Annotated in this window: 19 protein-coding genes; 10 read left to right on the top strand and 9 right to left on the bottom strand. The window is 61.3% G+C overall.

Going from position 1 to position 25,929, the window contains the following annotated elements; translation table 11 throughout:
* Positions 1 to 99 precede the first annotated feature (99 nt).
* The 6 genes from ACKUG4_RS12255 to aspA form a co-directional block, all read right to left on the bottom strand.
* Positions 100 to 4,665 carry a dermonecrotic toxin domain-containing protein gene (locus tag ACKUG4_RS12255; protein ID WP_445434080.1) on the bottom strand — a complete coding sequence of 1,522 codons (4,566 nt, stop codon included), beginning with the start codon at positions 4,663 to 4,665 and terminating at the stop codon, positions 100 to 102.
* Between the two features lie 155 nt (positions 4,666 to 4,820).
* On the bottom strand, positions 4,821 to 5,846 hold the full coding sequence (locus ACKUG4_RS12250) for a histone deacetylase family protein (protein WP_085612426.1): 1,026 nt from the start codon (positions 5,844 to 5,846) through the stop codon (positions 4,821 to 4,823).
* 133 nt (positions 5,847 to 5,979) lie between these two features.
* Complete coding sequence (locus ACKUG4_RS12245) at positions 5,980 to 6,978, bottom strand: AraC family transcriptional regulator (RefSeq protein ID WP_236187603.1); 999 nt, start codon at positions 6,976 to 6,978, stop codon at positions 5,980 to 5,982.
* A gap of 168 nt (positions 6,979 to 7,146) precedes the next feature.
* On the bottom strand, positions 7,147 to 8,151 hold the full coding sequence (locus ACKUG4_RS12240) for an asparaginase (RefSeq protein WP_445434079.1): 1,005 nt from the start codon (positions 8,149 to 8,151) through the stop codon (positions 7,147 to 7,149).
* Between the two features lie 99 nt (positions 8,152 to 8,250).
* On the bottom strand, positions 8,251 to 9,696 hold the full coding sequence (locus tag ACKUG4_RS12235; protein WP_064600511.1) for an alanine/glycine:cation symporter family protein: 1,446 nt from the start codon (positions 9,694 to 9,696) through the stop codon (positions 8,251 to 8,253).
* Positions 9,697 to 10,137: 441 nt separating this feature from the next.
* Entirely contained in the window at positions 10,138 to 11,562 is a 1,425-nt protein-coding gene (aspA, locus tag ACKUG4_RS12230) for an aspartate ammonia-lyase (RefSeq protein WP_039765095.1), read from the bottom strand.
* Between the two features lie 180 nt (positions 11,563 to 11,742).
* Here aspA and ACKUG4_RS12225 point away from each other — a divergent pair, with 180 nt between their 5' ends.
* The gene (locus ACKUG4_RS12225) at positions 11,743 to 12,654 is read left to right on the top strand and encodes a LysR substrate-binding domain-containing protein (RefSeq protein ID WP_064600509.1); all 912 of its coding nucleotides are present in this window, start codon (positions 11,743 to 11,745) and stop codon (positions 12,652 to 12,654) included.
* An 86-nt stretch (positions 12,655 to 12,740) separates the two neighbouring features.
* Here ACKUG4_RS12225 and ACKUG4_RS12220 read toward each other — a convergent pair whose 3' ends face one another.
* On the bottom strand, positions 12,741 to 13,346 hold the full coding sequence (locus ACKUG4_RS12220) for a zinc metalloprotease (RefSeq protein WP_445434078.1): 606 nt from the start codon (positions 13,344 to 13,346) through the stop codon (positions 12,741 to 12,743).
* Between the two features lie 502 nt (positions 13,347 to 13,848).
* Between ACKUG4_RS12220 and purE the strand changes: the two genes are divergently transcribed.
* The 4 genes from purE to ACKUG4_RS12200 all read left to right on the top strand — a co-directional run bounded on the left by purE (position 13,849) and on the right by ACKUG4_RS12200 (position 16,432).
* On the top strand, positions 13,849 to 14,340 hold the full coding sequence (purE, locus tag ACKUG4_RS12215; protein WP_007954291.1) for a 5-(carboxyamino)imidazole ribonucleotide mutase: 492 nt from the start codon (positions 13,849 to 13,851) through the stop codon (positions 14,338 to 14,340).
* 10 nt (positions 14,341 to 14,350) lie between these two features.
* Positions 14,351 to 15,433 (top strand): 5-(carboxyamino)imidazole ribonucleotide synthase, encoded by a 1,083-nt coding sequence (locus ACKUG4_RS12210; protein WP_011336621.1) that lies wholly within the window; start codon positions 14,351 to 14,353, stop codon positions 15,431 to 15,433.
* 113 nt (positions 15,434 to 15,546) lie between these two features.
* Positions 15,547 to 15,792 (top strand): GlsB/YeaQ/YmgE family stress response membrane protein, encoded by a 246-nt coding sequence (locus ACKUG4_RS12205; RefSeq protein WP_003229635.1) that lies wholly within the window; start codon positions 15,547 to 15,549, stop codon positions 15,790 to 15,792.
* Positions 15,793 to 15,895: 103 nt separating this feature from the next.
* Positions 15,896 to 16,432, top strand: a complete 537-nt coding sequence (locus ACKUG4_RS12200; protein WP_064379774.1) for a DUF3299 domain-containing protein — start codon at positions 15,896 to 15,898, stop codon at positions 16,430 to 16,432.
* A 126-nt stretch (positions 16,433 to 16,558) separates the two neighbouring features.
* Here the strand turns inward: ACKUG4_RS12200 and ACKUG4_RS12195 are convergent, their stop codons facing one another.
* Both ACKUG4_RS12195 and ACKUG4_RS12190 read right to left on the bottom strand, forming a co-directional pair.
* Positions 16,559 to 17,458 (bottom strand): D-hexose-6-phosphate mutarotase, encoded by a 900-nt coding sequence (locus ACKUG4_RS12195; protein WP_445434077.1) that lies wholly within the window; start codon positions 17,456 to 17,458, stop codon positions 16,559 to 16,561.
* A gap of 57 nt (positions 17,459 to 17,515) precedes the next feature.
* Positions 17,516 to 17,920: an acyl-CoA thioesterase gene (locus ACKUG4_RS12190; protein ID WP_003229628.1), complete on the bottom strand. Its 405-nt coding sequence runs from the start codon at positions 17,918 to 17,920 to the stop codon at positions 17,516 to 17,518.
* Between the two features lie 378 nt (positions 17,921 to 18,298).
* Between ACKUG4_RS12190 and ACKUG4_RS12185 the strand changes: the two genes are divergently transcribed.
* From ACKUG4_RS12185 to pstB, 5 genes are all read left to right on the top strand, one after another.
* Entirely contained in the window at positions 18,299 to 19,597 is a 1,299-nt protein-coding gene (locus ACKUG4_RS12185) for an MFS transporter (protein ID WP_236192378.1), read from the top strand.
* A 154-nt stretch (positions 19,598 to 19,751) separates the two neighbouring features.
* Positions 19,752 to 20,753 carry a phosphate ABC transporter substrate-binding protein PstS gene (locus ACKUG4_RS12180; protein ID WP_064600501.1) on the top strand — a complete coding sequence of 334 codons (1,002 nt, stop codon included), beginning with the start codon at positions 19,752 to 19,754 and terminating at the stop codon, positions 20,751 to 20,753.
* A 424-nt stretch (positions 20,754 to 21,177) separates the two neighbouring features.
* Positions 21,178 to 23,211, top strand: coding sequence for an ABC transporter permease subunit (locus ACKUG4_RS12175; protein WP_170844920.1), 2,034 nt, complete (start codon positions 21,178 to 21,180; stop codon positions 23,209 to 23,211).
* Between the two features lie 16 nt (positions 23,212 to 23,227).
* Positions 23,228 to 24,898: a phosphate ABC transporter permease PstA gene (pstA, locus tag ACKUG4_RS12170; RefSeq protein WP_445434076.1), complete on the top strand. Its 1,671-nt coding sequence runs from the start codon at positions 23,228 to 23,230 to the stop codon at positions 24,896 to 24,898.
* A 160-nt stretch (positions 24,899 to 25,058) separates the two neighbouring features.
* On the top strand, positions 25,059 to 25,892 hold the full coding sequence (pstB, locus tag ACKUG4_RS12165) for a phosphate ABC transporter ATP-binding protein PstB (RefSeq protein ID WP_007954333.1): 834 nt from the start codon (positions 25,059 to 25,061) through the stop codon (positions 25,890 to 25,892).
* Positions 25,893 to 25,929 lie beyond the last annotated feature (37 nt).

The raw sequence follows: 25,929 nt of genomic DNA, 5'->3' as shown, positions 1-25,929 counted from the left end.
GATGCGACGCACGTTATCCGTGCGGGCATCGGGCAGGGCGGTGCATAGATATATGCCGTCGGCCGATGCCCGAATTTCGCGGGCAGCGGCGCACCGGCGTCAGGAAAAGAACAGCGCAGCGGCCTGCGCACGATTGATTTCACCGCGGTAAATGGCGATGAGTTCCTGGTTGCCGGTGGTGCGCGGATCGAAGCGCCCACCCAGTCGGCGTTGCTCTACGGTTTTCAGGTGCGCGGCGTTGAAGGCGGTCACCGGATCATTGATTCCGCTGTAGTGAAAGTGCGCGTACCACAGAACCGCGTGGGTTTCGTGATCGAGCACCTCGTACTCGTCCAGGTAACCCTTCCCGGAGCCCTTGAGCCGCTGCCGGGCAGTGGCTTTCGAGATGTCTACCTGGCCCTTGCTCTTGAGCCATTCGACACGGGCCGCGGTGGGTGGTTGTTGCTTGATGATCCGGATGCGTGCGCTTTGGCCGCGCTGATAAAGCGCGGTGGCGGCATCGGCGAGTTCTCTGTTCAAAGTGCTGGCCGTGGCATTGCGATCATCGGTGAGATTGCGCGCGGTCAGGGCCCGGTCGATTGCATCCCTCGCTTCGCGCAACCGGTCGGCATGCAGGTAGTAGAGATCCTGAATTTCGCTCGGAATGCGCGCGGCCCGGTTGATGTGGGCCTCCGTGCGCCGGTGAAAGGCAGGCAGGCCATCGATCAGTGCCTGGCCTTCCTCGATACAGCGGTGCAGGCTGGGTGCCGGTCCTTTTGACACGGGTTTGGGTGTGACCCTTTCGAGCCAGACACCCGGACTCTTTTCGTGAAAGGTGGCGATGATCTTGCCCGTCAGGGGCGCGCGCACGTCGACCAGATCGGTTTCCCGGCCACTGGCGTCCTTGCGTGGCTCACCGACGACCGTACCCTTGTAACGGGTCTTGATGACCTTTTTGGCCGACGCCGTCGATGGTTTAGAAGGGCCCGGTACGGGATCGAACTGTCGTTGGTCGCGCAGCAGGTTCACCAGCCGGTCGACCGTCCTGTCGGCAAATCCGGCAACGCGCCGGCGTACCTGTTCGATGCGATCGGCAAGCAGTTGCTCCGGATACTCGACGAGCAGGTCTGCAAAGCGCTGATCGACAGCGACGAACTGTTCGGCCAGATTGCTCATCGTCTCGATCCGCTGACTCAGATTTTGCAGACTCTCCTCGTTGCTCACTTCCAGAGAGCTCTGGATGTTCAGCGCCGCATCATCGATCAGGTTTTCCAGCGCCAGCCGCGCATCGACCGGCTCTTGTGTCAGGTCCGGCCTGATGCACAGCTCCTGCTCCAGCGTGATTTGCAGCAGCTTGAGGTCATCGATCGTGTAGCGGGGGAGTTTCGCCTTGTAGTCTCGCGTGACTTCAAGGGCGTCCCTGCCCAGCAGGCTCAGTTCATCGAGTCGGCTACGGGCGTATTCGATCTTGTCGATCATGCCCTGGGTCATGTCACTGGCTTTGGTAAAAGGCGCGTTGCGCTCTGCCGACAGGGGTGCCGAGGGTTCGTCAAGCAATGCCAGGGTAGTGCTCAGGCTGCTGCGGAATTCGGACGATTGTTCGTCGAGCCAGGATTGCACCAGAAACAGCTGCAGTGATAACCGCTCGATCATGGCGGTACGGTAATTGGGGATAGGTTCGACGACGTTCATGGCCTTGAGCTGCTGGATATGCTCACCGTACGCCCTGATCTGCACCTCCAGGGTGTCGAGAAACTGCTCCCGGGCGCTCGAACGGTTATCGGGGGTGGCCTGCAGCATGGCCTCGCGCACCTCTTTGAGCTGGGTCTGTTTGGCCTGCAAGGTGGCGTCGAAGTCGGTGAGCGCGGCCTTCATCTGAATCAACCGCGCCCGGTTATCGTCCTGCAGTTTCCTGAGCCGGCTGCGCAGGCCGCCACCGTTGAGGCGCAGGCGAAGATCGACGAACCACTGACCGTCGGCATTGTGAGTCAGCAGCGGCCCGGTACGCGCAGGCTGCTGGCGCGAATCGCTGATCTGGACACGTTCGTCGTCATTCACCATCACCTCGAACCAGCGCTGACCGACTGCTGCATACCAGGCGCGCCCATGGGCATGAAGGTGTTGGTATGGGCCCTCGTCCTGGGCATCACCCAGGCTTTCGGGCCTGGGGACCTGGAGGCTGTCGAGCAGCGAGCCAAGCCCCGGTTGCGAGCGGTCCATAGCGCCGATGGCGTTGACCGAGATGTCATGGCTGGCGGACAGTTCGCGGTCGCCGATGTCCGGCAGGCGCAGCACCTTGATGGCCGGGGATAGCGTTCGGGCAGGTGTTTCAACGACGGTTTGCGGCGACGCCGGTGATTCATGGACCGGCCTTCTGCCAACAGCGGCCCTGTGGGCCAGTACCATGCCCAGTGCCAGGAGGATGTCGGCCAGCGCGCTCCAGTCGAGTCGGGCCGGAGCCTCATTGGCGGCGTCATTCATTGCCTGCAAGTCATCGATGATCTGCCAGATCCACGCCGCCGTCCCCACGCTGCGCCCCAGGAACGGCAGCGCCGCATTGAAAATCCGCCAGCCACCATTCTTCAGCGAAGCCCAGCGTGCTTCAGCGTTGGATACCGACTGCCGGTCCGACTGGGTGAGCATGGCTTGCACATTGGCGTTGAACAGGGCTGGCAAAATCGGGTCTTCGATCACGTCGCTGGCCAACGAAACAGGACCGCTCATATCGAGGGCGGCGCTCGGATCGACCAGCGATTGGGGAATCGTCCAGATCGAAGGCAGCCTGGCGGGAAATACGTACTGCTCGTAATTGAAGCGCACGTCGTCAGGCAACCAGGCCAGTACCGCCTGGCGAATCGAGCGTGAATGCTTGATTGCGTATAGCAGGTTGGCGGGGCTGGCGTATTGGATCAGTGGCGGATCGAGCAGAGGCCGGTAAAGCAGGCAGGGGCCCTGATCGGTCTGACGCGGACCGATGATGAACATATTGGCAACGATGTCACGCGGACGCTGGCCGACAATGAAAGCCAGCGGGCGGACAACGATCTGCTGTCCATCCACTTGCCGTTCGCTGGCGGTGTCGGCCAGTGCAGCGACAATGTACCGATAGCCTTGTTCGTCGATATCCATTTCGCCACGGATCTTGTGTTGCAACGCCAGCAGCGGCAGCTCGGCGGCTAACTGTCGAGTGTAAAGCCGCTGCAGGGTGGAGGCCCGGGTGCTGTCCTCGACCAGGCAGCGTTTGAGCATGGCCGGGTAACGGGCCCCGATGTCGACGGTGGTCACGAGCCTTTCCAGATAATCGGCACTCATCCAGTCAGGCACCGGAGTGCCGTCCTTGCAGCGCACGACTTTGTTGCCCGGCGGCAGCCCGGCCAGATTCTGCAAGGCGAGATCGGTGAGGGACAGCGTGAGGGTCTCGGTATTGCCCGGCCACATGAACGTGCCCCAGACCACCAGGCTGGTAATGCTGATTTCGAGGTTGTCGACCCTTACATCGTTTGTCTGGGGTTGTTCTCTGCGGATCTGTGCGCTCAGGGCTTCGAGGGTGAAAGTGCGCAGGTCGGGGACTTCGTTCTGGAACGTCTTGCCGGCGTTCTGGTGTTGTATCAGCACCAGATCCAGCAGGTGGCGGCTGTAGCAGGTCTGGTCATCGGCCCTGGCCTGGTCCAGCCAGGACGGCAGCAGTGGTCGCAAGTGCTCGGCCTGGGGTTGGAGTTGCGGTGGCAGCTCTGCGGTGTGTCTGCCGAGCGTGCCCGGATGCGGTAGAACGCCCGGCCGGGTCGAGGGCGGCGACCCGAGCGCGCCGATGGCGTCTGCTTCCAGAGCGATGAGAATGCAGGCCTGGCGATCAAAAAAATTGCCCTCCGGCTCGATCAGCCGCCAGTTCAGCGAGACCGGAACAGCCTTCGCCGGATACGCGTTCCTGATAGCCTCGCCCAGCTCCTCGAAAGAGTCGAAGCGCTGGAAACCCAGCGGCAGTGAGTGGCTCAGGATCAGGGTGCGCCCGGCTACCGAGCCGACCAGCACGGCGGTGTCGAGGACGTGGAGATGGCGGCGTTGCACCTCGTCACCCGCGTCGACATCGATCAGGTACGCGCGGGTCTTGTACTTGTCCCGGGGCAGGCGCTGCGTTTTGTCAGGATCGGCGAAAACGGCCCGGGCCATGGCCAGCCGATGTTCGTCCCAGTCGGTTGTATCCTTGACGTCCCACAGTGCACGCAAGGCGTCCGACAACGAATACCAGCGCGGATGCGACAGGCCTGTGGGTTCGTTCCAGTAATCGATCTGTTGTTCCTGATAAGCCACGAACAGCAGTGGCGCGAGTTCATTGATCAAGCGGGCGAGCGCATCGATCTTGACCGCCAGCGTGACCGGTTGCTCATTCGTCGAGCGCCGGACAAGGTAATGCTCCCCATCAATCCAGGTGACGGTGGTCGCGCCAAGTCCGAGACGCACCAGCACATTGGTCAGGGATTCGGAGCGGCTTCGGCCAGGAATCACGCGATCTCCGTCGATTTGCCAGACCGGAGTCACCACGAGGGTCTGGCGCGGGTCGAGCTCCAGTTCCGGATACAGGGTCTTGAGTGCCGGGCGCAAGGTATTCGTGGCGACCTCCCACAGTGACGGACCGGTCACCAGTTGGGTCAGTACGTCGACAGCGCTGGGCGTCGGGATTTCAGGCATGGCCATCTCCTTGATTGAACCTCAGGCGGCCGGAAGCGGCGCCGGGTCGAGCAAGGTAGCGGGCGAGACGGGAGCGGTTGCGGTACATAAATATCGCAGGCAAAAAAAGACCCGCGTGTGCGGGTCGGGGTATCAGGTGGCGGACTTGAAGCGGCTCATTGCTCGAAACCTTCGAGCACATTCACCGCGTTGATACCGATTTCTTCTACCGCGTAGCCACCTTCCATGACGAACAGGGTCGGTTTGCCGAGGGCGGCGATGCGCTTGCCCATTGCCAGGTAATCCGGGCTGTCGAGCTTGAACTGCGAGATCGGATCGTCCTTGAAGGTGTCGACGCCCAGCGACACGACGATGATGTCGGCGCCGTAGTTATCGATCTCCTGGCAGGCCTGATCCAGCGCTGCGCTCCAGACATCCCAGCCGGAACCGGCCGGCAGCGGGTAGTTGAAGTTGAAGCCTTCGCCGGCCCCTTCACCGCGTTCGTCTTCGTAGCCGAGGAAGAACGGGAATTCCGCTTCCGGGTGGCCGTGGATCGAGGTGAACAGCACGTCGCTGCGCTCGTAGAAAATCGACTGAGTGCCGTTGCCGTGGTGATAGTCGACGTCGAGGATCGCGACCTTCTTGTGGCCCTGATCGAGGAATGCCTGCGCGGCGATGGCGGCGTTGTTGAGGTAGCAATAACCGCCCATCAAGTCGCCGGCAGCGTGGTGTCCCGGCGGACGGCACAGGGCGAAGGCACCCCGGGCGCCACGCTGGATTTCCGCTTGTGCGGTCAGCGCCACTTGCGCCGCGCTGTACGCCGCTTGCCAGGTGCCGGCGGTGATCGGCGCGCCGCCGTCGAAGCTGTAATAGCCGAGCTGGCCGTGCAGGCTGGTCGGCTTGATCTGACGCAGGGTGCGCGCCGGCCAGGTGTAAGGCAGCAAATCGCCGTCGGTGTTGAATTCGGTCCAGCGCGCCCAGGCGCCTTTGAAGAAGTCGAGGTAGTCGCGGCTGTGGATGCGCTCGATCGGCCCGAGGCCGAAATCCTTCGGTGCCTCGACCGGGCCGAGGTTTTGGTTTTTCACCCGCTGCAGCACGTGGTCGGCACGCGACGGCATCTCGAAGCAAGGCTTGAGCTGCCCGTCGATCAACTCGCAGCGGCCATGGTGCAGGTGGTGATCGTCAGAGTAGATCGTCAGCATTTGTTGTTCTCCGCAGGGGGCTGATTCGGTTGATCACAGTGTTGCGGCGTGAGCCGAATCGGAGAACGGTCAGAGAGGCCAAAAGGGGATCGATGTGGCCAAAAATACTGACCTGATATCGCCCCTCGACGGTTTAACCGTGTGGCCGGAATTGACTCGGTGCCACACCGCTCCAGCGCACGAAGGCATGGCGGAAGCTTGCGGTCTCGCTGAAGCCGAGGGTTTCGGCGATGCGATAAATCGGCAACTGATCCTCGCAAAGCATCTGCTTGGCCCGCTCGAAACGCAGTTCGTCGAGCAGTTCCTGATAGCTGCAACCCATGTCCTTCAGATGCCGGCGCAGGGTGCGCGGCGAGCAGTTCATCTGCTGCGCCAGACCTTCCAGCCCCGGCGCGGCGTTGAGTTGTGCGCAGAGCAACTGACGGATCCGCCCAAGCCACGCCTGACGGCCAGTGAACTCGATGTTCTGCTTGCGGCACCGCTCGGCCATGGCTTGATGGGTGATGATGTCGGCGAGTGGCAGCGGCTGGTCTAGCCAGCATCGGTCGAAGGCGAAGGCGTTGTCCTTGGCGCCGAAATGCACGGGCGCCTTGAAGTGCTCGGCGTAGCTGTCGCGATAGTCCGGCGCAGCGTGTTCGAAGCGGGCAGCCAGCAATGGCAGCGGATGGCCGAGCAGGTCGTCGCAGATGACTTTCAGCGACACCAGACAGAACTCGGCATTGAACACCGCCATTGCCGGGCTTTCGCGGTAATCGGCGGCAACGAACCAGACGCGCTCGCCGTCGTCCTCCAGGCTCAGCTCGAAAAGTGTTCCCAGCAGCGCCGGATAACGGATCGCCAGCCGTAAAGCGTCACCGAAGGTGGCACAGGTCAGCAGCGCGTAACCGAGGATGCCGTAGCAGGAAACATGCATGCGCCGGCCCAGTTCCAGTCCGATGTCGTGCTTGAGCGCGACCGCATTGGCGCAGACCTGCATCTCCTGATTGGTGGTGATGCGGGTGTCGGCGCGGGCCAGATCGGCTGCACGGATGCCGCTGCCAGCGAGCAGCGCTTCACTGGGTAGGCCTTCGGTCTTGAACGTGTTGAGGATCAACGAGACCGCATTGAGCGTAGTGAGGTGGGAGTGGAGCATAAGATCTTCCAGCCTTGGGATAGCTGGAACGCAGCAAGTTACATGCCGCACGAAGAGTCAATTGTGGGGGCGGGCTGGCACGCGAATGCGTTGTGTCAGACGACATCAACGCTATCTGACATAGCGCTTTCGAAAGCAAGCCCGTTCCCACAGGGCGATGACGCGGTCTCAGACCAACTCACCGCACAGGTCGAGTTCGACCAGGCGCCGCACTTCGGCCGTATCAAGGCCTGCACCGAGCAAGCCGTTCAACTTGCCGAACGCTGCTTCGCGGGTCATGCCGCCACCGGACAACACGCCAACACCACGCAAGCGGCTGCCGGCTTCATATACATCCAGTTCCACACCGCCTTCATGGCACTGCGTGACCGCAACCACCACCACGCCGTTGTCCCGCGCCCGGCCAAGGCTGGCGAGGAACTCTGGATTGTCGCTCGGCCCGGTGCCGCTGCCGTAGCACTCCAGCACCAGACCCTGAATGCCGCTGTCGAGCAGGCCGTCGATGATCTCGGCGCCAATGCCCGGGAACAGCGGCAACACCGCAACCTTGGCCAGTTGCTTCGGTTGGTTGTAGTTCAGCGCTGCCGGCAGGGACGTGGCTTTCACGCCGCCGCCCTGACGCTCCAGACGTTTGAACGGATGACGGCCGAAGCTGCGCACTTTCGCGCAACGGGTCGGGGCCAGCAGTTCGCCGTGGAAATACAGGTGCACGCCCGGCGCCAGGCCTTGGCCGAGGGCGACCAGTGCGCCGCTGAGGTTTTCCCAGGCATCGCTGTCGGTGACGCCGGCCGGCAGCATCGAGCCGGTGAAGCACACGCGGGCATGCAGGCCGAGCAACTGGAAGCTCATGGCGGCGGCGCTGTAGGCCAGAGTGTCGGTGCCGTGCAGGATCAGCACACTGTCGCAGCCTTGCACATCGACGGCGTCGACCACCGCTTCACGCAGTTGCTGCCAGTAGGCCGGGGTCATGTTGGCGCTGTCGATCAGCGGCGACATTTCGCGAAAGCGCCACTGCGGCACCACCAGCTCAGGCTGGCTGTGCAGGTAATCGCGCATCCGCGCTTCGAAACCGGACGCCGGGGCCAGGCCATTGGCGCTGGCCTGCATGCCGATGGTGCCACCGGTGTACAGCACCATGACGTGCTGGGCGGCAGGGTAGGTCGAGGAATTCATGGGGAGTTCTCCTGAACGAGGACAGCATGCGGTCGAGCATGACGCCGACCGCTGCTTGTGTCACGCCGGGCGCAGGATCTGCGCCCGGTTTTTACCCGATCAGCGTTGCGCTGCCGGGATGCCTTGCGGCTGAGCGTCAGTCTGGGTGTCGGCCGACGGGTTGGCAGGCCAGGCTTTCAGGTCCAGATCCAGGTCGCTGAACTTGCTGGAGTCGAACACAGGCTGGTCGACGCCGGCGCGGCGCTGCGCGTCGTAGTCGCGCATCACGCGCATGCCGACCTTGAACAGCAGGGCCAGGGCCATCAGGTTGACGAAGGCCAGGCAGGTCATGGTGATGTCGGCGAAGGCGAACACGGTCGACAGATCCTGCATCGAACCCCAGACCACCAGCGCCAGCACCAGGCCGCGGAATGTCATCAGCGCAGCGCGGTTGCGGGTGAGGAACTGCAGGCTGTTTTCGCCCAGGTAGTAGTTGTAGAGGATGCACGTGAAGACGAACAGCGACAGCGCGACGCTGACGAACATGCGGCCCCAGTCACCCACCACGGCGGCCAGCGAGTTCTGGGTCAGGACGATGCCGTCACCTTCGAAGCCCGGGGTGTAGAAGCCCGACAGCAGGATCAGCAGTGCGGTGCAGGTGCAGATCACGAAGGTGTCGAGGAACACGCTGAACGCCTGAACCACGCCCTGAGCACCCGGGTGTTTCACGGCGGCCACGGCGGCGACGTTCGGCGCACTGCCCAGGCCCGCTTCGTTGGCGAACACGCCACGCTTCACGCCCATCACGATCGCGCTGCCGAGCAGGCCGCCGAAAGCCGGGTCAAGACCGAAGGCGCTTTTGAAGATGGTGACCAGCATGGCTGGCACGTGTTCGATCTGAGTGCCGATCACGTACAGGGTCACACCGATGTAGGCCAGGGTCTTGATCGGCACCAGCAGGTCGGACACCGAAGCGATGCGCTTGATGCCGCCGATGAAGGTGATGGCCAGCAGCACTGCCAGGACGATGCCGGTGTGTTGCGGATCAAAGGCAAAGGCGTTTTGCAGCGAGTGGGTCACGGTGTAGGACTGCAGGCCGATGAAGGCGAAGCCGTAGGTGACCAGCAGCAGGATCGAGAACACCACCGCCATGCCTTTGAGCTTCAGGCCGTGCTGGATGTAGTAAGCCGGGCCGCCACGGTACAAACCGTCGCCATCGGCGCGCTTGTAGACCTGGGCCAGCGTACATTCGAAGAAGCTGCTGGACATGCCGACCAGCGCGGTCACCCACATCCAGAACACTGCACCCGGACCACCGAGGGTCACGGCGATGCCGACACCGGCGATGTTGCCTGCACCGACGCGGCCGGCGAGGCTGAGCATCAGGGCCTGAAACGAGCTGAGTTGCCCGGCGCTGCCCTTGAGGCTGTCGCGGAACACCGCGAACATGTGGAAGAAGTGGCGCAATTGAACGAAACGCGAGCGAATCGTGAAGTAGCTACCGAGCCCGACAATGAGCACGATCAGTACTTTCCCTGAGAGGAAGTCGTTGATGACTTCGAGCATGGATTTTTCCTCGCTGTTTATTGTTTAAGCAAATGCTGGATGGTCAGAAACATCGCGTTACACCGGTGTGCGCGCGGCACAACGGGCGAGGCGAGGGTTCGTCCCGGATCCATATCGCGGGTTTGTTATTAGTTCGGGTTTCGCATGGGTTATGGCCTCGTTACCGACGACCGCTCACGCGAAGAGGGGCGGCACTATACCGATCAGTGCGGCGCCCGTCTGCACGGTTGTGGTGCAAGCGACGAAACGAAGCTTTGAAACACCCGACGTTACCGGCGTCGGGCTTGTCTGGGAGCCGGTTTGCAGCCAGCTTCCATACATACGGTTCTCAGGTTCAAACAGTTAAAAAAAAGGGCTCGGGGAATCATCCCCAAGCCCTCAAAAGGTGAGAGGTGTCTAGTCCCTCGACCTGGTGAGCGGTGCTACAAGTCACGCGTCGGCTCAGGCTTTGAGCGGAACCAGACGCGGAGCAATCATGTTTTCCGGGCGCAGGATGTCGGCGAGCATGGCTTCGTCGAGCAGACCTTCTTCGCGCACCAGTTCCAGCACGCCGCGGCCGCTTTCAAGGGCGATACGGGCGATGCGGGTGGCGTTTTTGTAGCCGATGTACGGGTTCAGTGCAGTGACCAGACCGATCGAGTGCTCGACCAGTTCGCGGCAGCGCGCTTCGTTGGCGGTGATGCCGACGATGCAGTGCTCGCGCAGCATGTCCATGGCGCGTTGCAGCAGGCGGATCGAGTCGAGGATCTTGAAAGCGATCAGCGGCTCCATCACGTTCAGTTGCAGTTGGCCGCCTTCGGCTGCCATGGTCAGCGCCAGATCGTTACCGATGACCTGGAACGCCACCTGGTTCACGGCTTCCGGAATCACCGGGTTGACCTTGCCTGGCATGATCGAGCTGCCTGGCTGACGCGCCGGCAGGTTGATTTCGTTGATGCCGGTGCGCGGGCCGCTGGACAGCAGGCGCAGGTCGTTGCAGATCTTCGACAGTTTGACCGCGGTGCGCTTGAGCATGCCGGAGAACAGCACGAAGGCGCCCATGTCGGAGGTGGCTTCGATCAGGTCGGCGGCTGGAACCAGCGGTTGACCGCTGATCAGCGCCAGACGCTGTACGGCCAGGGCCTGATAGCGCGGGTCGGCGTTGATGCCGGTGCCGATCGCGGTGCCGCCCAGGTTCACTTCGGTCAGCAGTTCCGGGGCCAGCGTCTTCAGACGGGCCAGGTCTTCGCCCATGGTGGTGGCGAAAGCACGGAATTCCTGACCCAGGGTCATCGGCACGGCGTCTTGCAGCTGGGTACGACCCATCTTCAGGACGTGGTTGAATTCTTCACCCTTGGCCGCGAATGCCTGAATCAGGCTGTCGAGGCTGGCCAGCAGCGCGTCGTGACCCAGCAGCAGACCCAGGCGGATCGCGGTCGGGTAGGCGTCGTTGGTCGACTGCGCCATGTTCACGTCGTCGTTCGGGTGCAGGTACTGGTACTCGCCTTTCTGGTGACCCATCGCTTCCAGCGCGATGTTGGCGATCACTTCGTTGGCGTTCATGTTGGTGGAGGTACCGGCGCCACCTTGAATCATGTCGACCACGAACTCTTCGTGGAAATCGCCGCGGATCAGACGGGCACAGGCTTCGCTGATGGCAGCGTGCTTGGCTTCGCTCAGGTGACCCAGCTCGCGGTTGGCGTCAGCAGCGGCCTGTTTGACCATTGCCAGACCGACAACCAGCTTCGGGTAGTGCGAAATCGGAACGCCCGAGAGACGGAAGTTGTTCACCGCTCGCAGGGTCTGGATGCCGTAATACGCTTGAGCAGGGACTTCGAGGGTGCCAAGCAGGTCGTTTTCTGTGCGGAATGATGCAGCGGAGGACATGATAGAAATCATCTCGATAGGGACCCGGTCTGTGCCGGAACGCTGCGAATGCTAGGCTTGTGGGAATTTTTGGGCCAATGCTGTTAAACACTGCCCTATGCACATTCGGCATAATGCCCGTGTGACGCCGCGTGGACGGCAGACGTGTGACCTGTTTTGGTGCGTGTCCGGGAGGACGTGATGAATCTGGAAAGCAAATGGCTCGAGGACTTCAGTGCTCTGGCCGCCACCCGCAGCTTCTCGCAGGCGGCCGAACGGCGCTTCGTGACCCAGCCGGCCTTCAGCCGGCGGATCCGCAGCCTGGAAGCGGCGCTCGGGCTGACGCTGGTCAACCGCTCGCGCACGCCGATCGAGCTGACGGCGGCGGGGCAATTGTTCCTGGTCACCGCGCGCACGGTGGTCGAACAGCTCGGTGAAGTGTTGCGCCACCTTCATCACTTGGAAGGCGGGCAGGGCGAAGTGATCCAGGTCGCAGCGGCGCATTCGTTGGCGCTCGGATTCTTCCCGCGCTGGATCGCTCAACTGCGCAACGAAGGCCTGAACATCGCCACCCGGCTGGTCGCGACCAACGTCGGCGACGCGGTGCACGCGCTGCGTGAAGGTGGCTGCGACTTGATGCTGGCGTTCTATGACCCGGACGCGGCCATGCAGATGGACCCGGAAATTTTCCCGTCGCTGCACCTGGGCCAGACCGAAATGCTCCCGGTGTGCGCGGCGGATGCCGATGGCAAACCGATGTTCGATCTGGAAGGAGAGGGCAGTGTGCCGTTGCTGGCGTATAGCGCCGGAGCGTTTCTCGGGCGTTCGGTGAATGGCTTGCTGCGCCAGCGTCAGCTGCGTTTCACCACGATTTATGAAACCGCCATGGCCGACAGCCTGAAAAGCATGGCGCTGGAAGGCCTTGGTATCGCCTGGGTTCCGCAACTGAGCGTGCGGGCCGAACTGGCCCGTGGCGAACTGGTGGTCTGCGGCGGTGCGCAATGGCATGTGCCGCTGGAGATTCGCCTGTACCGCTGCGCGCTGGTGCGCAAGGCCAATGTGCGGTTGTTGTGGCGCAAGCTGGAGGGCGGTGCGGCGAGCAGTAATGCCTGATTGAAAGAAGCAGAGGCGCAAGTTGTTTTGCGCCTCTGCCATTTTGTTGGGTGGCTTTCTTCTGTTCAGTCCCAATCTTCATAATCTTAGAAGCGGAATGTCCAACTCCCTGGGCCTGCGGGTGCCGAGGAGTCTAAATATTTTTGAATGTTTTCCCGATTCTTATCGCTGTATCGGTTTGCGTCAGGGCGAAGTTCAGAGAAGCCACCTATCTCTAACATGATCGTTTCGCTCCACCATCCATTATATAGAATTTCGCCATCTTCATGGGTGGCGTTGAACATATGCCCAACTTCGTGAGCGGCGGTTCTGGTTTTTTCAATTGAAGCTATGCCCGCGAAGCCAGGGGAATGTGCAGCTCCCAGTACGCGATCGTTTATGGGGTAGCGCGTCAGTAATAGATATTTGTTAAATCGAGGGTTCAAATCTTTCCTCGGGCGAGCTCCATGATGTTTACTTACCTTGGTCGTCCACTCTCTCAGCGATGCCCTTGCATCATCGTTTTGATAGGGATGATCGCTCAGATCTTGTGCTTCCGATGGACTGATCAAACGAACCAGCATCTTGCGCCCGGAGATGTTTTCCATTTCCTCGACGAGCCAGGAGAAATGTTTATCGTACAAGTCGTCTTTGTTGTAGTCCGCGAGATCCTTGTGGATGAAGACCAGGAGTGCCAATGGTTCCTTGAACATGTTTTAACCTTTTGATAGTTAGCGGTCAGGCATGAGGCCTGTGACAAAAGTTGTGTCAGATGTAAGGACACAACTTTGTGTGAAGTTATTTAGAGATATAAGCTCTGAAAACAGTTTGGTTGCTGTTTGGTGAGCGGTATTACAGCTGCAGTAGCTGGCGGCTGTTTGTATATCACTAACTATCAGCAATGGCTTTCTGAAGTGTTTTGGATTTTATGTCATAAGAACTGACAGGGCTGAAAGTGCACTTATATGAACGTATGGACGTTCTTTGTTTTTAGAAAAAATTGGCGCCAGATTCTTGATCCTGAAGTCAATTGGATGAATGATTCTGACCAGATGACAGATGGTCGCAACGGGGGCTGTTTATTGCTTTCTTTGCGGTATACTGCGCGGCCTTCGGCCGGTTCGTCCGGCCATTTTTCCTACAACAAGCCACGCATCCTGCGTGGCTTGTTGTTTTTGACGCGCCTGCGGGCGCCCAGAGAGAAGAGGCGCGACGATGAGTGCACTGGTTGGCGTGATCATGGGCTCCAAGTCCGATTGGTCCACCCTTAGCCACACCGCCGATATGCTGGAAAAGCTCGGCATCCCGTACGAGGTCAAGGTGGTTTCTGCCCACCGCACCCCGGATCTGCTGTTCCAGTACGCCGAAGAGGCTGAAGGCCGCGGCATCGAGGTGATTATCGCCGGTGCCGGTGGCGCAGCCCACCTGCCAGGCATGTGTGCGGCCAAGACCCACCTGCCGGTGCTGGGCGTGCCGGTGCAGTCGGCGATGCTTTCGGGCGTCGACTCGCTGCTGTCGATCGTGCAGATGCCGGCCGGTATTCCGGTCGCCACCCTGGCCATCGGCAAGGCCGGCGCGATCAACGCCGCGCTGTTGTCGGCGAGCATCCTGGGCGCCAAGCATCCACAATTCCACGCGGTACTGAAAACCTTCCGTGCCGAGCAGACAGACAGCGTCCTGGACAATCCAGACCCACGTATTGCCTGAGGTTGTTGAGATGAAGATCGGTGTAATCGGTGGCGGCCAGTTGGGTCGCATGTTGGCCTTGGCGGGCACCCCGCTGGGCATGAACTTCGCTTTCCTCGACCCTGCGCCGGACGCTTGCGCCGCTGCGCTGGGCGAACACCTGCGGGCCGATTACGGCGATCAGGATCATCTGCGCCAGTTGGCCGATGAAGTCGATCTGGTGACCTTCGAGTTCGAAAGCGTCCCGGCGGAAACCGTAGCTTTCCTTTCGCAATTCGTGCCGGTCTACCCGAGCGCTGAAGCCCTGCGCATCGCCCGCGACCGCTGGTTCGAAAAGAGCATGTTCAAGGACCTGGGGATTCCGACCCCGGCGTTCGCCGACATCCAGTCGCAAGCCGATCTGGACGCCGCCGTCGCGTCGATCGGCCTGCCGGCCGTGCTGAAAACCCGCACCCTGGGTTACGACGGCAAGGGCCAGAAAGTCCTGCGCAAGCCGGAAGACGTGGTCGGTACGTTCGCCGAACTGGGCAGCGTGCCTTGCCTGCTGGAAGGCTTCGTGCCATTCACTGGCGAAGTGTCGCTGATCGCCGTGCGCGCCCGCGATGGCGAGACGAAATTCTATCCACTGGTGCACAACACCCACGACAGCGGCATTCTCAAGCTGTCGGTCGCCAGCTCCGATCACCCGCTGCAGGCCCTGGCCGAAGACTATTCCAGCCGCGTGCTCAAGCAGCTGGATTATGTCGGTGTGATGGCGTTCGAGTTCTTTGAAGTCGACGGTGGCCTCAAGGCCAACGAAATCGCCCCGCGCGTGCACAACTCCGGGCACTGGACCACCGAAGGCGCCGAGTGCAGCCAGTTCGAAAACCACCTGCGGGCCGTTGCCGGTCTGCCGCTGGGTTCGACCGCCAAGGTCGGCGAGAGCGCGATGCTCAACTTCATCGGTGTGGTGCCGCCGGTCGAGAAGGTCATCGCCATCGACGATTGCCACCTGCATCATTACGGCAAGGCCTTCAAGGCCGGGCGCAAGGTCGGTCACGCCAACCTGCGCTGCAAGGACAAGGCGACCCTCGAGCAGCAGATCCTCAAGGTCGAAGCGCTGATCGCCGAGTAACGACAGTTTCATCTGGCAGCGGCGGAACCATTAAGGGGCCGCCGTTCTCTGATGGCAGGATGCGAAAGTCTGGCTAGGCTTCATCGCATATCTACCATTCAGAGGGAAATGCCATGGGAATTATCGGAACCATCTTTATCGGCCTCATCGTCGGCCTGCTGGCGCGGTTCCTGAAACCGGGCGATGACAGCATGGGCTGGATCATGACCATCCTGCTCGGTATCGGCGGTTCGCTGGCAGCCACTTATGGCGGCCAGGCTCTGGGCATTTATCAGGCCGGTCAGGGCGCAGGTTTCATCGGTGCGCTGGTTGGCGCCATCGTATTGCTGGTGATCTACGGCCTGATCAAAAAGAACTGATTCAAAGCGACAAAGTCCTCTCCGCCAATCCGGCGGGGAGGGCTAAAATGCTCGGCGATTCAGCGTCCCCTCCCTTTTCGAGCATCCTTTACCGAGCACCTTCATGCGCCGTCTTCTGTTGACTCTCCTTTTGCTGGGCAGCGGTCTGGCCCACGCCGGCGAACTGCCGGAAACCGACTGGCTGGAACTGATGCCCAAGTCGGACCAGAAAGCCCTCGAGGCCATGCCTGAAATCGACCACAACTCCCCGGAAGCCACCGGCACCTTCACCCAGAAAGGCGGGATGAAGCAGGCCAAAGGTTTGCCGGCGGTGATGTATTCGACCAAGACCGTGGCGTCGATGAATGACAAACACATCCGCATCGGCGGTTATCCGGTGCCGCTGGAATCCGACGCCAAGGGTCGCAGCACGCTGTTCTTCCTGGTGCCGTACCCGGGCGCCTGCATCCATGTGCCGCCACCGCCACCGAATCAACTGGTGCTGGTGCGCTATCCGAAGGGTTTGAAGCTGGACGATATCTACACGCCGTTATGGGTGACCGGCACGCTGAAGATCGAAAAGGTCAGCAACGACCTGGCCGATGCGGCGTATGCGCTGGAAGCGGACAAGGTGCGGGTGGTGCAGGAATCTGATCTGTAATAGTCACTCCAAAACAACTGTGGGAGCGAGCCTGCTTGCGAAAGCGGTGTATCAGACACTTGAAGGGTGGCTGACATAACGCATTCGCAAGCAGGCTCGCTCCCACATTTTGTTTTGCGGTACTGGTTACAGCGGCTTGCTGCCGACGCTGACGCCCATTGTATGGCTAGCACCTGGCGCCAAAGTCACCACGTCGTCCATCACGTTCGCCGTCTCGATGCACAGCATGCGTTGCCAGCCGTCGTTGTCCATGTCGGCCAGTGCTGCCGCGCGGTCGATCCACGGGTTCCAGATTACCGCCGTGCGCGAGCCGGTAGCCGTCAGCACAATGCGCCGCTCCCAGGCCGGGTCGACGATGCTCAGTTGCGGCGGGGCGTCGAGGTAGATGCGGTCGGTTTCGCCGGCAAAGTGCAGGTCGCCTTGCTGGGTGCAGGTCTTCCAGTCGTCCAGGGTCTCGATGTAATTCAAGCCATCGACGCCGGCGACGTGCACGTTGCGCACATCGCTGACGGAAAAATACGTGTGCAACGCCTGACTGAGGCTGACGGTGTCGTTGCCACGGTTGTGGCTGGTCAGGCTGAACTGCAATTGCTCGGACAAATGCAGGGTCAGGGTCAGGTCGACCTGATGCGGCCAGCCCGGCAGTCCGCCTTCGGGGTGGGGCAGCGTGAATTCGACCTTGACGCCGTCAGCCTCTGATTCGATGCCGCCCAGCTCCCAATCCATTGCCCGCACCAGACCGTGCGCGGCGGCCGGTTGCGCACCTGTGTACATGGCCTGCACGCTCTGCGGGTTGCGTTCGAACTTGCCGAACCACGGCCAGCACACCGGCACACCGGCGCGGATGCTCTGGCCGGTCTTGAACACGGCCTTGTCGTTGAGCCAGATGATCGGCGGCTGGCCGTCCACCTGATAACTGAGGATGTGCGCGCCTTGCTGGGCCACCAGCACTTCGGCCTGACCGTGGCGGATGCGCCAGCAGTTCAGTTCATCCAGTTTCACGGCTTCAACGTTGGGCGTGTTCATGGGACAACTCTCGATCAGCAACTTGGACGACTATCGACCGTGAAACGGTCGCGAGGTTTAACGTGCGCGTGGCGGCACCGAGCGGGTGCGACCGCTGCCATCGATGGCAACGAACACGAACACCGCTTCGGTCACTTTACGCCACTCGCTGGACAGCGGGTCGTCGCTCCACACCTCGACCATCATCTGGATCGAGCTGCGGCCGATTTCCAGGGTCTGGGTATAAAAGGACAATTGCGCGCCGACAGCCACCGGCACCAGAAACGCCATGCGGTCGATGGCGACGGTCGCGACACGGCCACCGGCAACACGGCTGGCCATGGCCGTGCCGGCCAGGTCCATCTGTGCGACCAGCCAACCGCCGAAAATATCGCCGAAGCCGTTGGTTTCGCGGGGTAGCGCGGTGATTTGCAGGGCCAGGTCGCCTTGCGGGATCGGATCTTCTTGTTCGAGCTCTATCATGCCGGGGGTGCCTCTGACCCGTGACTCTTCGTTGGGTATTGCTGGTGGTAGCCGTCTTCGGGAAAAACGATTCAGCACCGAACATACTACGTTCGTCACGTTTTCCATCAGGCGCCTAAGGAGAAACTCTGCGAAACCGGCTAATCCCGAGCAAGGGTCGGGCCAACGACGTTTTCGCACAGCAACCCCTTACAAACCGGAGCAAGGTTGCGAGTATATCGGTCGGTAGACTCCGCGACGACCGTCCGGTTCTGATTTCGACCGGCAAATACGCGCCTCTATGTGCTTTTTCGAACAATTTGCTATGGTGCCGAACCTGCCCGAGCCACAGCCAGCGTTGTTGTGGCGGCAGATCCGACTATAAGAGAAGACCTTGCCATGACCACAGCGCCCTCGAGCCTCGCGCAGCCCGACCAACCCGCACGACCGTTGACCCGCAATGACTACAAGACTCTGTCGCTTTCGGCCCTGGGGGGCGCGCTGGAGTTCTACGATTTCATCATTTTTGTGTTCTTCGCCACCGTGGTCGGCAAATTGTTCTTCCCGGCCGACATGCCCGAGTGGCTGCGCCTGATGCAGACTTTCGGCATTTTCGCCGCCGGCTACCTCGCGCGGCCGCTGGGCGGGATCGTGATGGCGCACTTCGGCGACCTGCTGGGGCGCAAGAAGATGTTCACCCTGAGCATTTTCATGATGGCCGTGCCGACCCTGATCATGGGTCTGCTGCCGACCTACGCGCAGATCGGCCTGTGGGCGCCGATCCTGCTGCTGTTGATGCGCGTCATCCAGGGCGCGGCGATTGGCGGCGAAGTACCGGGGGCATGGGTCTTCGTTTCCGAACACGTACCCGGCAAGCACATCGGCTACGCCTGCGGCACCCTGACCAGCGGCCTGACGGCGGGCATCCTGCTCGGCTCGCTGGTCGCCACTGCGATCAACAGCATTTATACGCCGACGGAAGTTTCGGATTACGCCTGGCGGATCCCGTTCCTGCTGGGGGGCGTGTTCGGCCTGTTCTCGGTTTATCTGCGTCGCTGGCTGCACGAAACCCCGGTGTTCGCCGAACTGCAACTGCGCAAGGCCCTGGCCGAAGAAGTGCCGCTGCGCGCCGTACTGCGCGACCATCGCGGGGCCATTGCAGTGTCGATGCTGCTGACCTGGTTGCTGTCCGCCGGCATCGTCGTGGTGATCCTGATGACCCCGACCGTGCTGCAGACGGTCTATCACTTCTCGCCGACCACCGCGCTGCAATCCAACAGCCTGGCGATCGTGTTCCTGAGCTTTGGCTGCATCATTTCCGGCGCGCTGGCGGATCGCTTTGGTGCCGGTCGCGTGTTTGTGTTCGGCTGCGCGGCTCTGCTTGCCAGCTCCTGGACGTTCTATCACAGCCTCGCCGATCACCCGAACTGGCTGTTCCCGCTGTATGCGCTGACCGGTTTTCTGGTCGGCACCATCGGCGCGGTGCCTTATGTGATGGTCAAAGCGTTCCCGCCGGTGGTGCGCTTCAGCGGTCTGTCCTTCTCTTATAACGTCGCTTACGCGATCTTCGGCGGCCTGACCCCGATGGTCGTCAGCCTGCTGCTGAAAGAAAGCGCGATGGGGCCGGCCTACTATGTGGCGGTGCTGTGCGGGATGGGGATCCTGGTCGGCGCGTGGTTGTGGAGCAAAGGTCGCTAAGCCAACTTCACACTTGCGGTTACAACTGAAAGGCCAGCCTTCCGACAGGGATGCTGGCCTTTCATCCAATTGTCATATTTCAGCCATAGAGTATTCACACGGCCTGCTGATACTTGGCCCCGACTTAACACACCCTATCTGCTAGGAGTAAGGCATGAAACTGAAGCGTTTGATGGCGGCAATGACTTTTGTCGCTGCTGGCGTTGCGACCGCCAACGCGGTTGCCGCTGTTGACCCTGCGATCCCGAGCTACACCAAGACCACTGGTGTGTCGGGCAACCTGTCCAGCGTCGGCTCCGATACCCTGGCCAACCTCATGACCCTCTGGGCCGAGAACTACAAAAAAGAATACCCGAACGTAAACATCCAGATTCAGGCCGCTGGCTCCGCCACCGCGCCACCTGCGCTGACTGAAGGCACCTCCAACCTGGGCCCGATGAGCCGCAAGATGAAGGACACCGAACTGGCAGCCTTCGAACAGAAATACGGCTACAAGCCAACCGCTATCCCGGTTGCCGTGGACGCCCTGGCTGTTTTCGTGCACAAGGACAACCCGATCCAGCACCTGACCATGGAACAGGTTGACGCGATCTTCTCGTCCACCCGCCTGTGCGGCGCCAAAGCCGACGTGAAAACCTGGGGCGACCTGGGCGTGACCGGCGACCTGGCCAACAAGCCGGTTCAGCTGTTTGGCCGTAACTCGGTATCCGGCACCTACGGCTACTTCAAGGAAGAAGCCCTGTGCAAAGGCGATTACAAGCCTAACGTCAACGAACAACCAGGCTCGGCTTCGGTCGTGCAGTCGATCAGCTCCTCGCTGAACGGCATCGGTTACTCGGGCATCGGCTACAAGACCGCCAGCGTGAAAACCGTGGCCCTGGCCAAGAAAGGCAGCTCGGACTTCATCGAAGACACCGAAGAAAACGCCCTGAACGGCAAGTATCCGCTGTCGCGTTTCCTGTACGTATACGTCAACAAAGCCCCGAACAAGCCTCTGGCCCCGCTGGAAGCCGAGTTCGTGAAACTGGTTCTGTCGAAACAGGGCCAGGAAGTGGTCGTGAAAGACGGCTACATCCCGCTGCCGGCCAAGGTTGCTGCAAAAGCACTGGCTGACCTGGGTCTGCAGGAAGGCGGCGCTGAAGTCGCAAAAAAGTAACAAACTGAGTCAGGGGTGAACCCCGCCTGACTCCCGTGTGGGGCCCGGCCCGCAAGCGGCCCGGCCCCCACACTCCCCGAATTCTTCTATCCACTGCCAGTGCCCTGCTGGCGGCGGATTTGGTGCGTCACTGCATTGTCATCTTTCTGTCATACAGGATCGCTAGGGTGTGCGCATGAATGATCTGGCCAATTCCAAAATGACTACGAACCCTCCCAAGCGCATTGACTTCAATACGCCTGAGTTGCAACGCAAGCGCCGCATTCGCGCGCTCAAGGATCGCTTCACCCGCTGGTACGTCCTCGTCGGCGGTCTGGCGGTGCTGGCAGCCATCACCCTGATCTTCTTCTTCCTCGCCTACGTGGTCGCGCCGCTGTTCAAAGGTGCCGACCTGACCGCGAAAGATGCACTCACCCCGGCCTGGATGCAGGACGCCGGCAAGCCGCTGATGATTTCGCTCGAAGAGCAGAATCAGGTGGCCATGCGCGTTTCCGACAAGGGCCAGGCGCTGTTCTTCGACATCGACAGTGGCGCTGAACTGAAGCGCGTCGATCTGCCCCTGCCGGCAGGCGCCAGTGTGACCTCCATCGGCGAAGACCAGCCGGGCCATCCGCTGGTGGCCGTGGGCCTGTCCAACGGCCAGGCGCTGGTGTTCCGTCACACCTATAAAGTCAGCTACCCGGATGGCAAGAAGACCATCACCCCGGCCATTGAGTACCCGTACGGCGAGACACCGATCGCGCTGAACGAAAGTGGCGGTGCGCTGGAGCACGTCAGCCTCAATGCCACCGATTCGACCCTGATGCTGGTCGGCTCCACCGGTTCGCAACTGAATGTGCTGTCGCTGACCAGCGAAGAAAACATGATGACCGGCGAAGTCACCAACGAGCAGAAGCGTATCGATCTGCCGCAGATGACCGAGCCCGTAAAAAACATCTTCGTCGACCCGCGCCAGCAATGGCTGTACGTGGTCAACGGGCGTGCTCAGGCCGACGTGTTCAGCCTGCGCGACAAGAGCCTCAACGGTCGCTACAAACTGCTGGAAAATGCTGACGCTGAAGTCACTGCGACTACGCAACTGGTCGGTGGTATCTCGCTGATCGTCGGTGACTCCAAGGGTGGTCTGGCCCAGTGGTTCATGGCCCGCGACACCGATGGCGAACTGCGCCTGAAGCAGATCCGCACCTTCCAGATGGGCACCACGCCAATCGTTGAAATTTCTGCCGAAGAACGTCGCAAGGGCTTCCTGGCCCTGGATGCCAGCGGCAAGCTCGGCGTGTTCCACAGCACCGCGCATCGCACCTTGCTGGTCGATCAAGTCGTCGAAGGCCAGGGCCTGTTCGGCCTGTCGCCGCGCGCCAACCGCGTGATCGTCGAAGCCGGCGGCAAGCTGCAACCGCTGCTGCTCGACAACCCGCACCCGGAAGTCTCGTGGAGCGCACTGTGGAGCAAGGTCTGGTACGAGAACTACGACGAGCCTAAATACGTCTGGCAATCGACAGCTGCCAACACCGATTTCGAACCGAAACTGAGCCTGTCGCCACTGACCTTCGGCACCCTGAAAGCCGCGTTCTACGCGATGCTGCTGGCCGCACCGCTGGCCGTCGCCGCTGCGATCTACACCGCGTACTTCATGGCCCCGGGCATGCGCCGCAAGGTCAAGCCGGTGATCGAGCTGATGGAAGCGATGCCGACGGTGATCCTCGGCTTCTTCGCCGGTCTGTTCCTCGCGCCTTATGTAGAAGGGCATCTGCCGGGCATCTTCAGCCTGCTGATGCTGCTGCCGATCGGCATCCTGATCGCCGGTTTCACCTTCAGCCGCCTGCCTGAATCGATCCGCCTGAAAGTCCCGGATGGCTGGGAAAGTGCGCTGCTGATCCCGGTGATCCTGTTCGTGGGCTGGCTGTCGCTGTACATGAGCCCGTTCATGGAGAACTGGTTCTTCGGTGGTGACATGCGCATGTGGATCTCCCACGACCTGGGCATCACCTACGACCAGCGCAACGCACTGGTGGTCGGTCTGGCCATGGGTTTTGCGGTGATCCCGAACATCTACTCGATCGCCGAAGACGCCGTGTTCAGCGTGCCGCGCGGCCTGACCCTGGGCTCGCTGGCCCTCGGTGCCACGCCGTGGCAGACCATGACGCGCGTGGTGATCCTGACCGCCAGCCCGGGCATCTTCTCGGCGCTGATGATCGGCATGGGCCGTGCAGTCGGTGAAACCATGATCGTGCTGATGGCCACCGGCAACACCCCGGTCATGGAAATGAACCTGTTCGAAGGCCTGCGCACCCTGGCCGCCAACGTCGCGGTGGAAATGCCGGAGTCGGAAGTCGGCGGCAGCCACTACCGCGTGCTGTTCCTGTCGGCGCTGGTGCTGCTGTTGTTCACCTTCGTCATGAACACCCTCGCGGAACTGATTCGTCAGCGTCTGCGCAAGAAATACTCGTCGCTTTAAGCAAAGGTAGAAGTCTGTGAAACAGAACTCCCTGAAAGGATGGTTCAAGAGCGGCGCCCCCGGCGTCTGGATCAGCGGCGGCGCGGTGTCCATCGCGGTCATCATGACCATTGGCCTGCTGGCGGTGATCGCCGTGCGCGGTCTGGGTCACTTCTGGCCGGCGGATCTGATCCACGCCAGCTATGACGTACCGGGCCAGGGCCAGCATCTGGTCGTGGGCGAAGTGGTGCAGAAAGAAGAAGTGCCGCGCGCCCGTCTGAAGAGCGCCGGCCTGCCGGTGCCGGACGAAGGTCCGGAATTCATGACACGCGAGCTGATCAAGGTCGGCAACCGTGACCTGAACGGCAACGACTTCACCTGGATCGTCGGCGAGTGGCTGACCGACCAGAAGAGTCCGCCGGAGCTGATGGCGCTGGAGCGTCGTGAGTGGGGCAACTTCTACGGCTACCTGGTCAACGTCAAACAGGACGGCAAGGTGATCGCCGAAGGCGAAGCGGCCTGGCCTGAGCTGCAGGCGCGGATCAACCGCGTGAACGGCCTCGCCGCGCAGCTCAAGTCGCTGGAAAAAACCGACATCGGCGCAATCAACGCCGGCCTCGAGCGCATCCGTCTGCACGGTCGCAAGCTGGAGCTGGAAGGCAAGCTCGACGCCACCGCGCAAGCGGACATGGAATCCGAGCGCGCCGAGCTGAACGCCCGCTATCAGGACATCGAAGCCCGTCTGGCTGATCTGCACGCGCAGTTCAACCGTGACGCGCTGACCGCTCGCGATGCCAACGGCAAGGAAATCGAAATCGGCCTGGGCAAAGTGGTTCACGCCTACCAGCCGAACGCGATGGGGACGTTCACCAAGATCGGTTTCTACTTCAGCAAGGTCTGGGAATTCCTGTCCGACGACCCGCGTGAAGCGAACACCGAAGGCGGGATTTTCCCGGCGATCTTCGGCACCGTGATGATGACCCTGATCATGGCGATGATCGTGACCCCGTTCGGCGTGTTGGCGGCGGTGTACCTGCGTGAATACGCCAAGCAGAACACCCTGACCCGGGTGATCCGGATCGCGGTGAACAACCTGGCGGGTGTTCCGGCGATTGTTTACGGCGTGTTCGGTCTGGGCTTCTTCGTCTACGTGCTCGGTGGCTCGCTCGACCGTCTGTTCTTCCCTGAAGCGCTGCCGGCACCGACCTTCGGTACGCCGGGTCTGCTCTGGGCTTCGTTGACTTTGGCGCTGCTGGCGGTGCCGGTGGTGATCGTGGCCACCGAAGAAGGTCTGGCGCGTATCCCGCGCACCGTGCGTGAAGGCTCACTGGCCCTCGGCGCGACCAAGGCTGAAACCCTGTGGAAGATCGTTCTGCCGATGGCCAGTCCGGCCATGATGACCGGCATGATCCTCGCCGTGGCTCGCGCCGCCGGTGAAGTGGCGCCGCTGATGCTGGTAGGTGTGGTGAAACTGGCGCCGTCGCTGCCGGTGGACGGCAACTACCCGTACCTGCACCTGGATCAGAAGATCATGCACCTGGGCTTCCACATCTATGACGTTGGCTTCCAGAGCCCGAACGTCGAGGCCGCGCGGCCGCTGGTGTACGCCACGGCGCTGCTGCTGGTGCTGGTGATCGCCACCCTGAACCTGTCGGCGGTGTACATCCGTAACCACCTGCGCGAGAAGTACAAAGCATTGGATAGCTGATTTCCTGTGGGAGCGGGCTTGCTCGCGAAAGCGGTGGGTCAGGCAGCATTGATGTTGAATGTGCCGACCTCTTCGCGAGCAAGCCCGCTCCCACACTAGATTGCGTACAGCCGCACCAAGCGGCAAACCGAACCGAATTTGTTAGCACAGGGGATCTCCCATGCAGCACGAAACACATACCCACGGCATCAACATGTCTGCCCTGGGCCGCGACAAGCAGAGCCTGAACCTCGAGCAGGAAACCGTGGCCATCGAAGTACCGGGCCTGAGCCTGTACTACGGCGAGAAACAGGCGCTGTTCGACGTCAGCATGAACATCCCGAAACAGCGCGTGACCGCCTTCATCGGCCCGTCCGGCTGCGGCAAGTCCACGCTGCTGCGCACCTTCAACCGCATGAACGACCTGGTGGACGGCTGCCGCGTCGAAGGCGCGATCAACCTGTACGGCAACAACATCTACCGCAAGGGCGAAGACGTGGCCGAGCTGCGTCGCCGGGTCGGCATGGTGTTCCAGAAGCCTAACCCGTTCCCGAAGACCATCTACGAAAACGTGGTCTACGGCCTGCGCATCCAGGGCATCAACAAGAAGCGCATCCTCGACGAAGCCGTCGAGTGGGCGTTGAAAGGCGCGGCCCTGTGGGACGAAGTGAAAGACCGTCTGCATGACTCGGCCCTCGGTCTGTCCGGTGGTCAGCAACAGCGTCTGGTGATCGCCCGTACCATCGCCGTGGAACCGGAAGTGCTGCTGCTCGACGAACCGTGCTCGGCACTCGACCCGATCTCGACCCTGAAAGTCGAAGAGTTGATCTACGAGCTCAAATCCAAGTTCACCATCGTCATCGTGACCCACAACATGCAGCAGGCGGCGCGGGTGTCCGACTACACGGCGTTCATGTACATGGGCAAACTGGTGGAATTCGGCGACACCGATACCCTGTTCACCAATCCGGCCAAGAAGCAGACCGAAGACTACATCACCGGTCGTTACGGCTGACAGTTGCGGGTTATTCACAGAATTGACGCTGCGGCCC

Source organism: Candidatus Pseudomonas auctus (assembly GCF_048654275.1).
GTDB classification, from domain to species: Bacteria; Pseudomonadota; Gammaproteobacteria; order Pseudomonadales; family Pseudomonadaceae; genus Aquipseudomonas; species Aquipseudomonas pharyngis.
This window is presented reverse-complemented; position numbering and strand designations above follow the sequence as displayed.

Excerpts from the sequence above, each read along its gene's own strand:
- ACKUG4_RS12255 (WP_445434080.1), bottom strand. The coding sequence starts at position 4,665 with ATGCCTGAAATCCCGACGCCCAGCGCTGTCGACGTACTGACCCAACTG.
- ACKUG4_RS12250 (WP_085612426.1), bottom strand. The coding sequence starts at position 5,846 with ATGCTGACGATCTACTCTGACGATCACCACCTGCACCATGGCCGCTGC.
- ACKUG4_RS12245 (WP_236187603.1), bottom strand. The coding sequence starts at position 6,978 with ATGCTCCACTCCCACCTCACTACGCTCAATGCGGTCTCGTTGATCCTC.
- ACKUG4_RS12240 (WP_445434079.1), bottom strand. The coding sequence starts at position 8,151 with ATGAATTCCTCGACCTACCCTGCCGCCCAGCACGTCATGGTGCTGTAC.
- ACKUG4_RS12235 (WP_064600511.1), bottom strand. The coding sequence starts at position 9,696 with ATGCTCGAAGTCATCAACGACTTCCTCTCAGGGAAAGTACTGATCGTG.
- aspA (WP_039765095.1), bottom strand. The coding sequence starts at position 11,562 with ATGTCCTCCGCTGCATCATTCCGCACAGAAAACGACCTGCTTGGCACC.
- ACKUG4_RS12225 (WP_064600509.1), top strand. The coding sequence starts at position 11,743 with ATGAATCTGGAAAGCAAATGGCTCGAGGACTTCAGTGCTCTGGCCGCC.
- ACKUG4_RS12220 (WP_445434078.1), bottom strand. The coding sequence starts at position 13,346 with ATGTTCAAGGAACCATTGGCACTCCTGGTCTTCATCCACAAGGATCTC.
- purE (WP_007954291.1), top strand. The coding sequence starts at position 13,849 with ATGAGTGCACTGGTTGGCGTGATCATGGGCTCCAAGTCCGATTGGTCC.
- ACKUG4_RS12210 (WP_011336621.1), top strand. The coding sequence starts at position 14,351 with ATGAAGATCGGTGTAATCGGTGGCGGCCAGTTGGGTCGCATGTTGGCC.
- ACKUG4_RS12205 (WP_003229635.1), top strand. The coding sequence starts at position 15,547 with ATGGGAATTATCGGAACCATCTTTATCGGCCTCATCGTCGGCCTGCTG.
- ACKUG4_RS12200 (WP_064379774.1), top strand. The coding sequence starts at position 15,896 with ATGCGCCGTCTTCTGTTGACTCTCCTTTTGCTGGGCAGCGGTCTGGCC.
- ACKUG4_RS12195 (WP_445434077.1), bottom strand. The coding sequence starts at position 17,458 with ATGAACACGCCCAACGTTGAAGCCGTGAAACTGGATGAACTGAACTGC.
- ACKUG4_RS12190 (WP_003229628.1), bottom strand. The coding sequence starts at position 17,920 with ATGATAGAGCTCGAACAAGAAGATCCGATCCCGCAAGGCGACCTGGCC.
- ACKUG4_RS12185 (WP_236192378.1), top strand. The coding sequence starts at position 18,299 with ATGACCACAGCGCCCTCGAGCCTCGCGCAGCCCGACCAACCCGCACGA.
- ACKUG4_RS12180 (WP_064600501.1), top strand. The coding sequence starts at position 19,752 with ATGAAACTGAAGCGTTTGATGGCGGCAATGACTTTTGTCGCTGCTGGC.
- ACKUG4_RS12175 (WP_170844920.1), top strand. The coding sequence starts at position 21,178 with ATGCAGGACGCCGGCAAGCCGCTGATGATTTCGCTCGAAGAGCAGAAT.
- pstB (WP_007954333.1), top strand. The coding sequence starts at position 25,059 with ATGCAGCACGAAACACATACCCACGGCATCAACATGTCTGCCCTGGGC.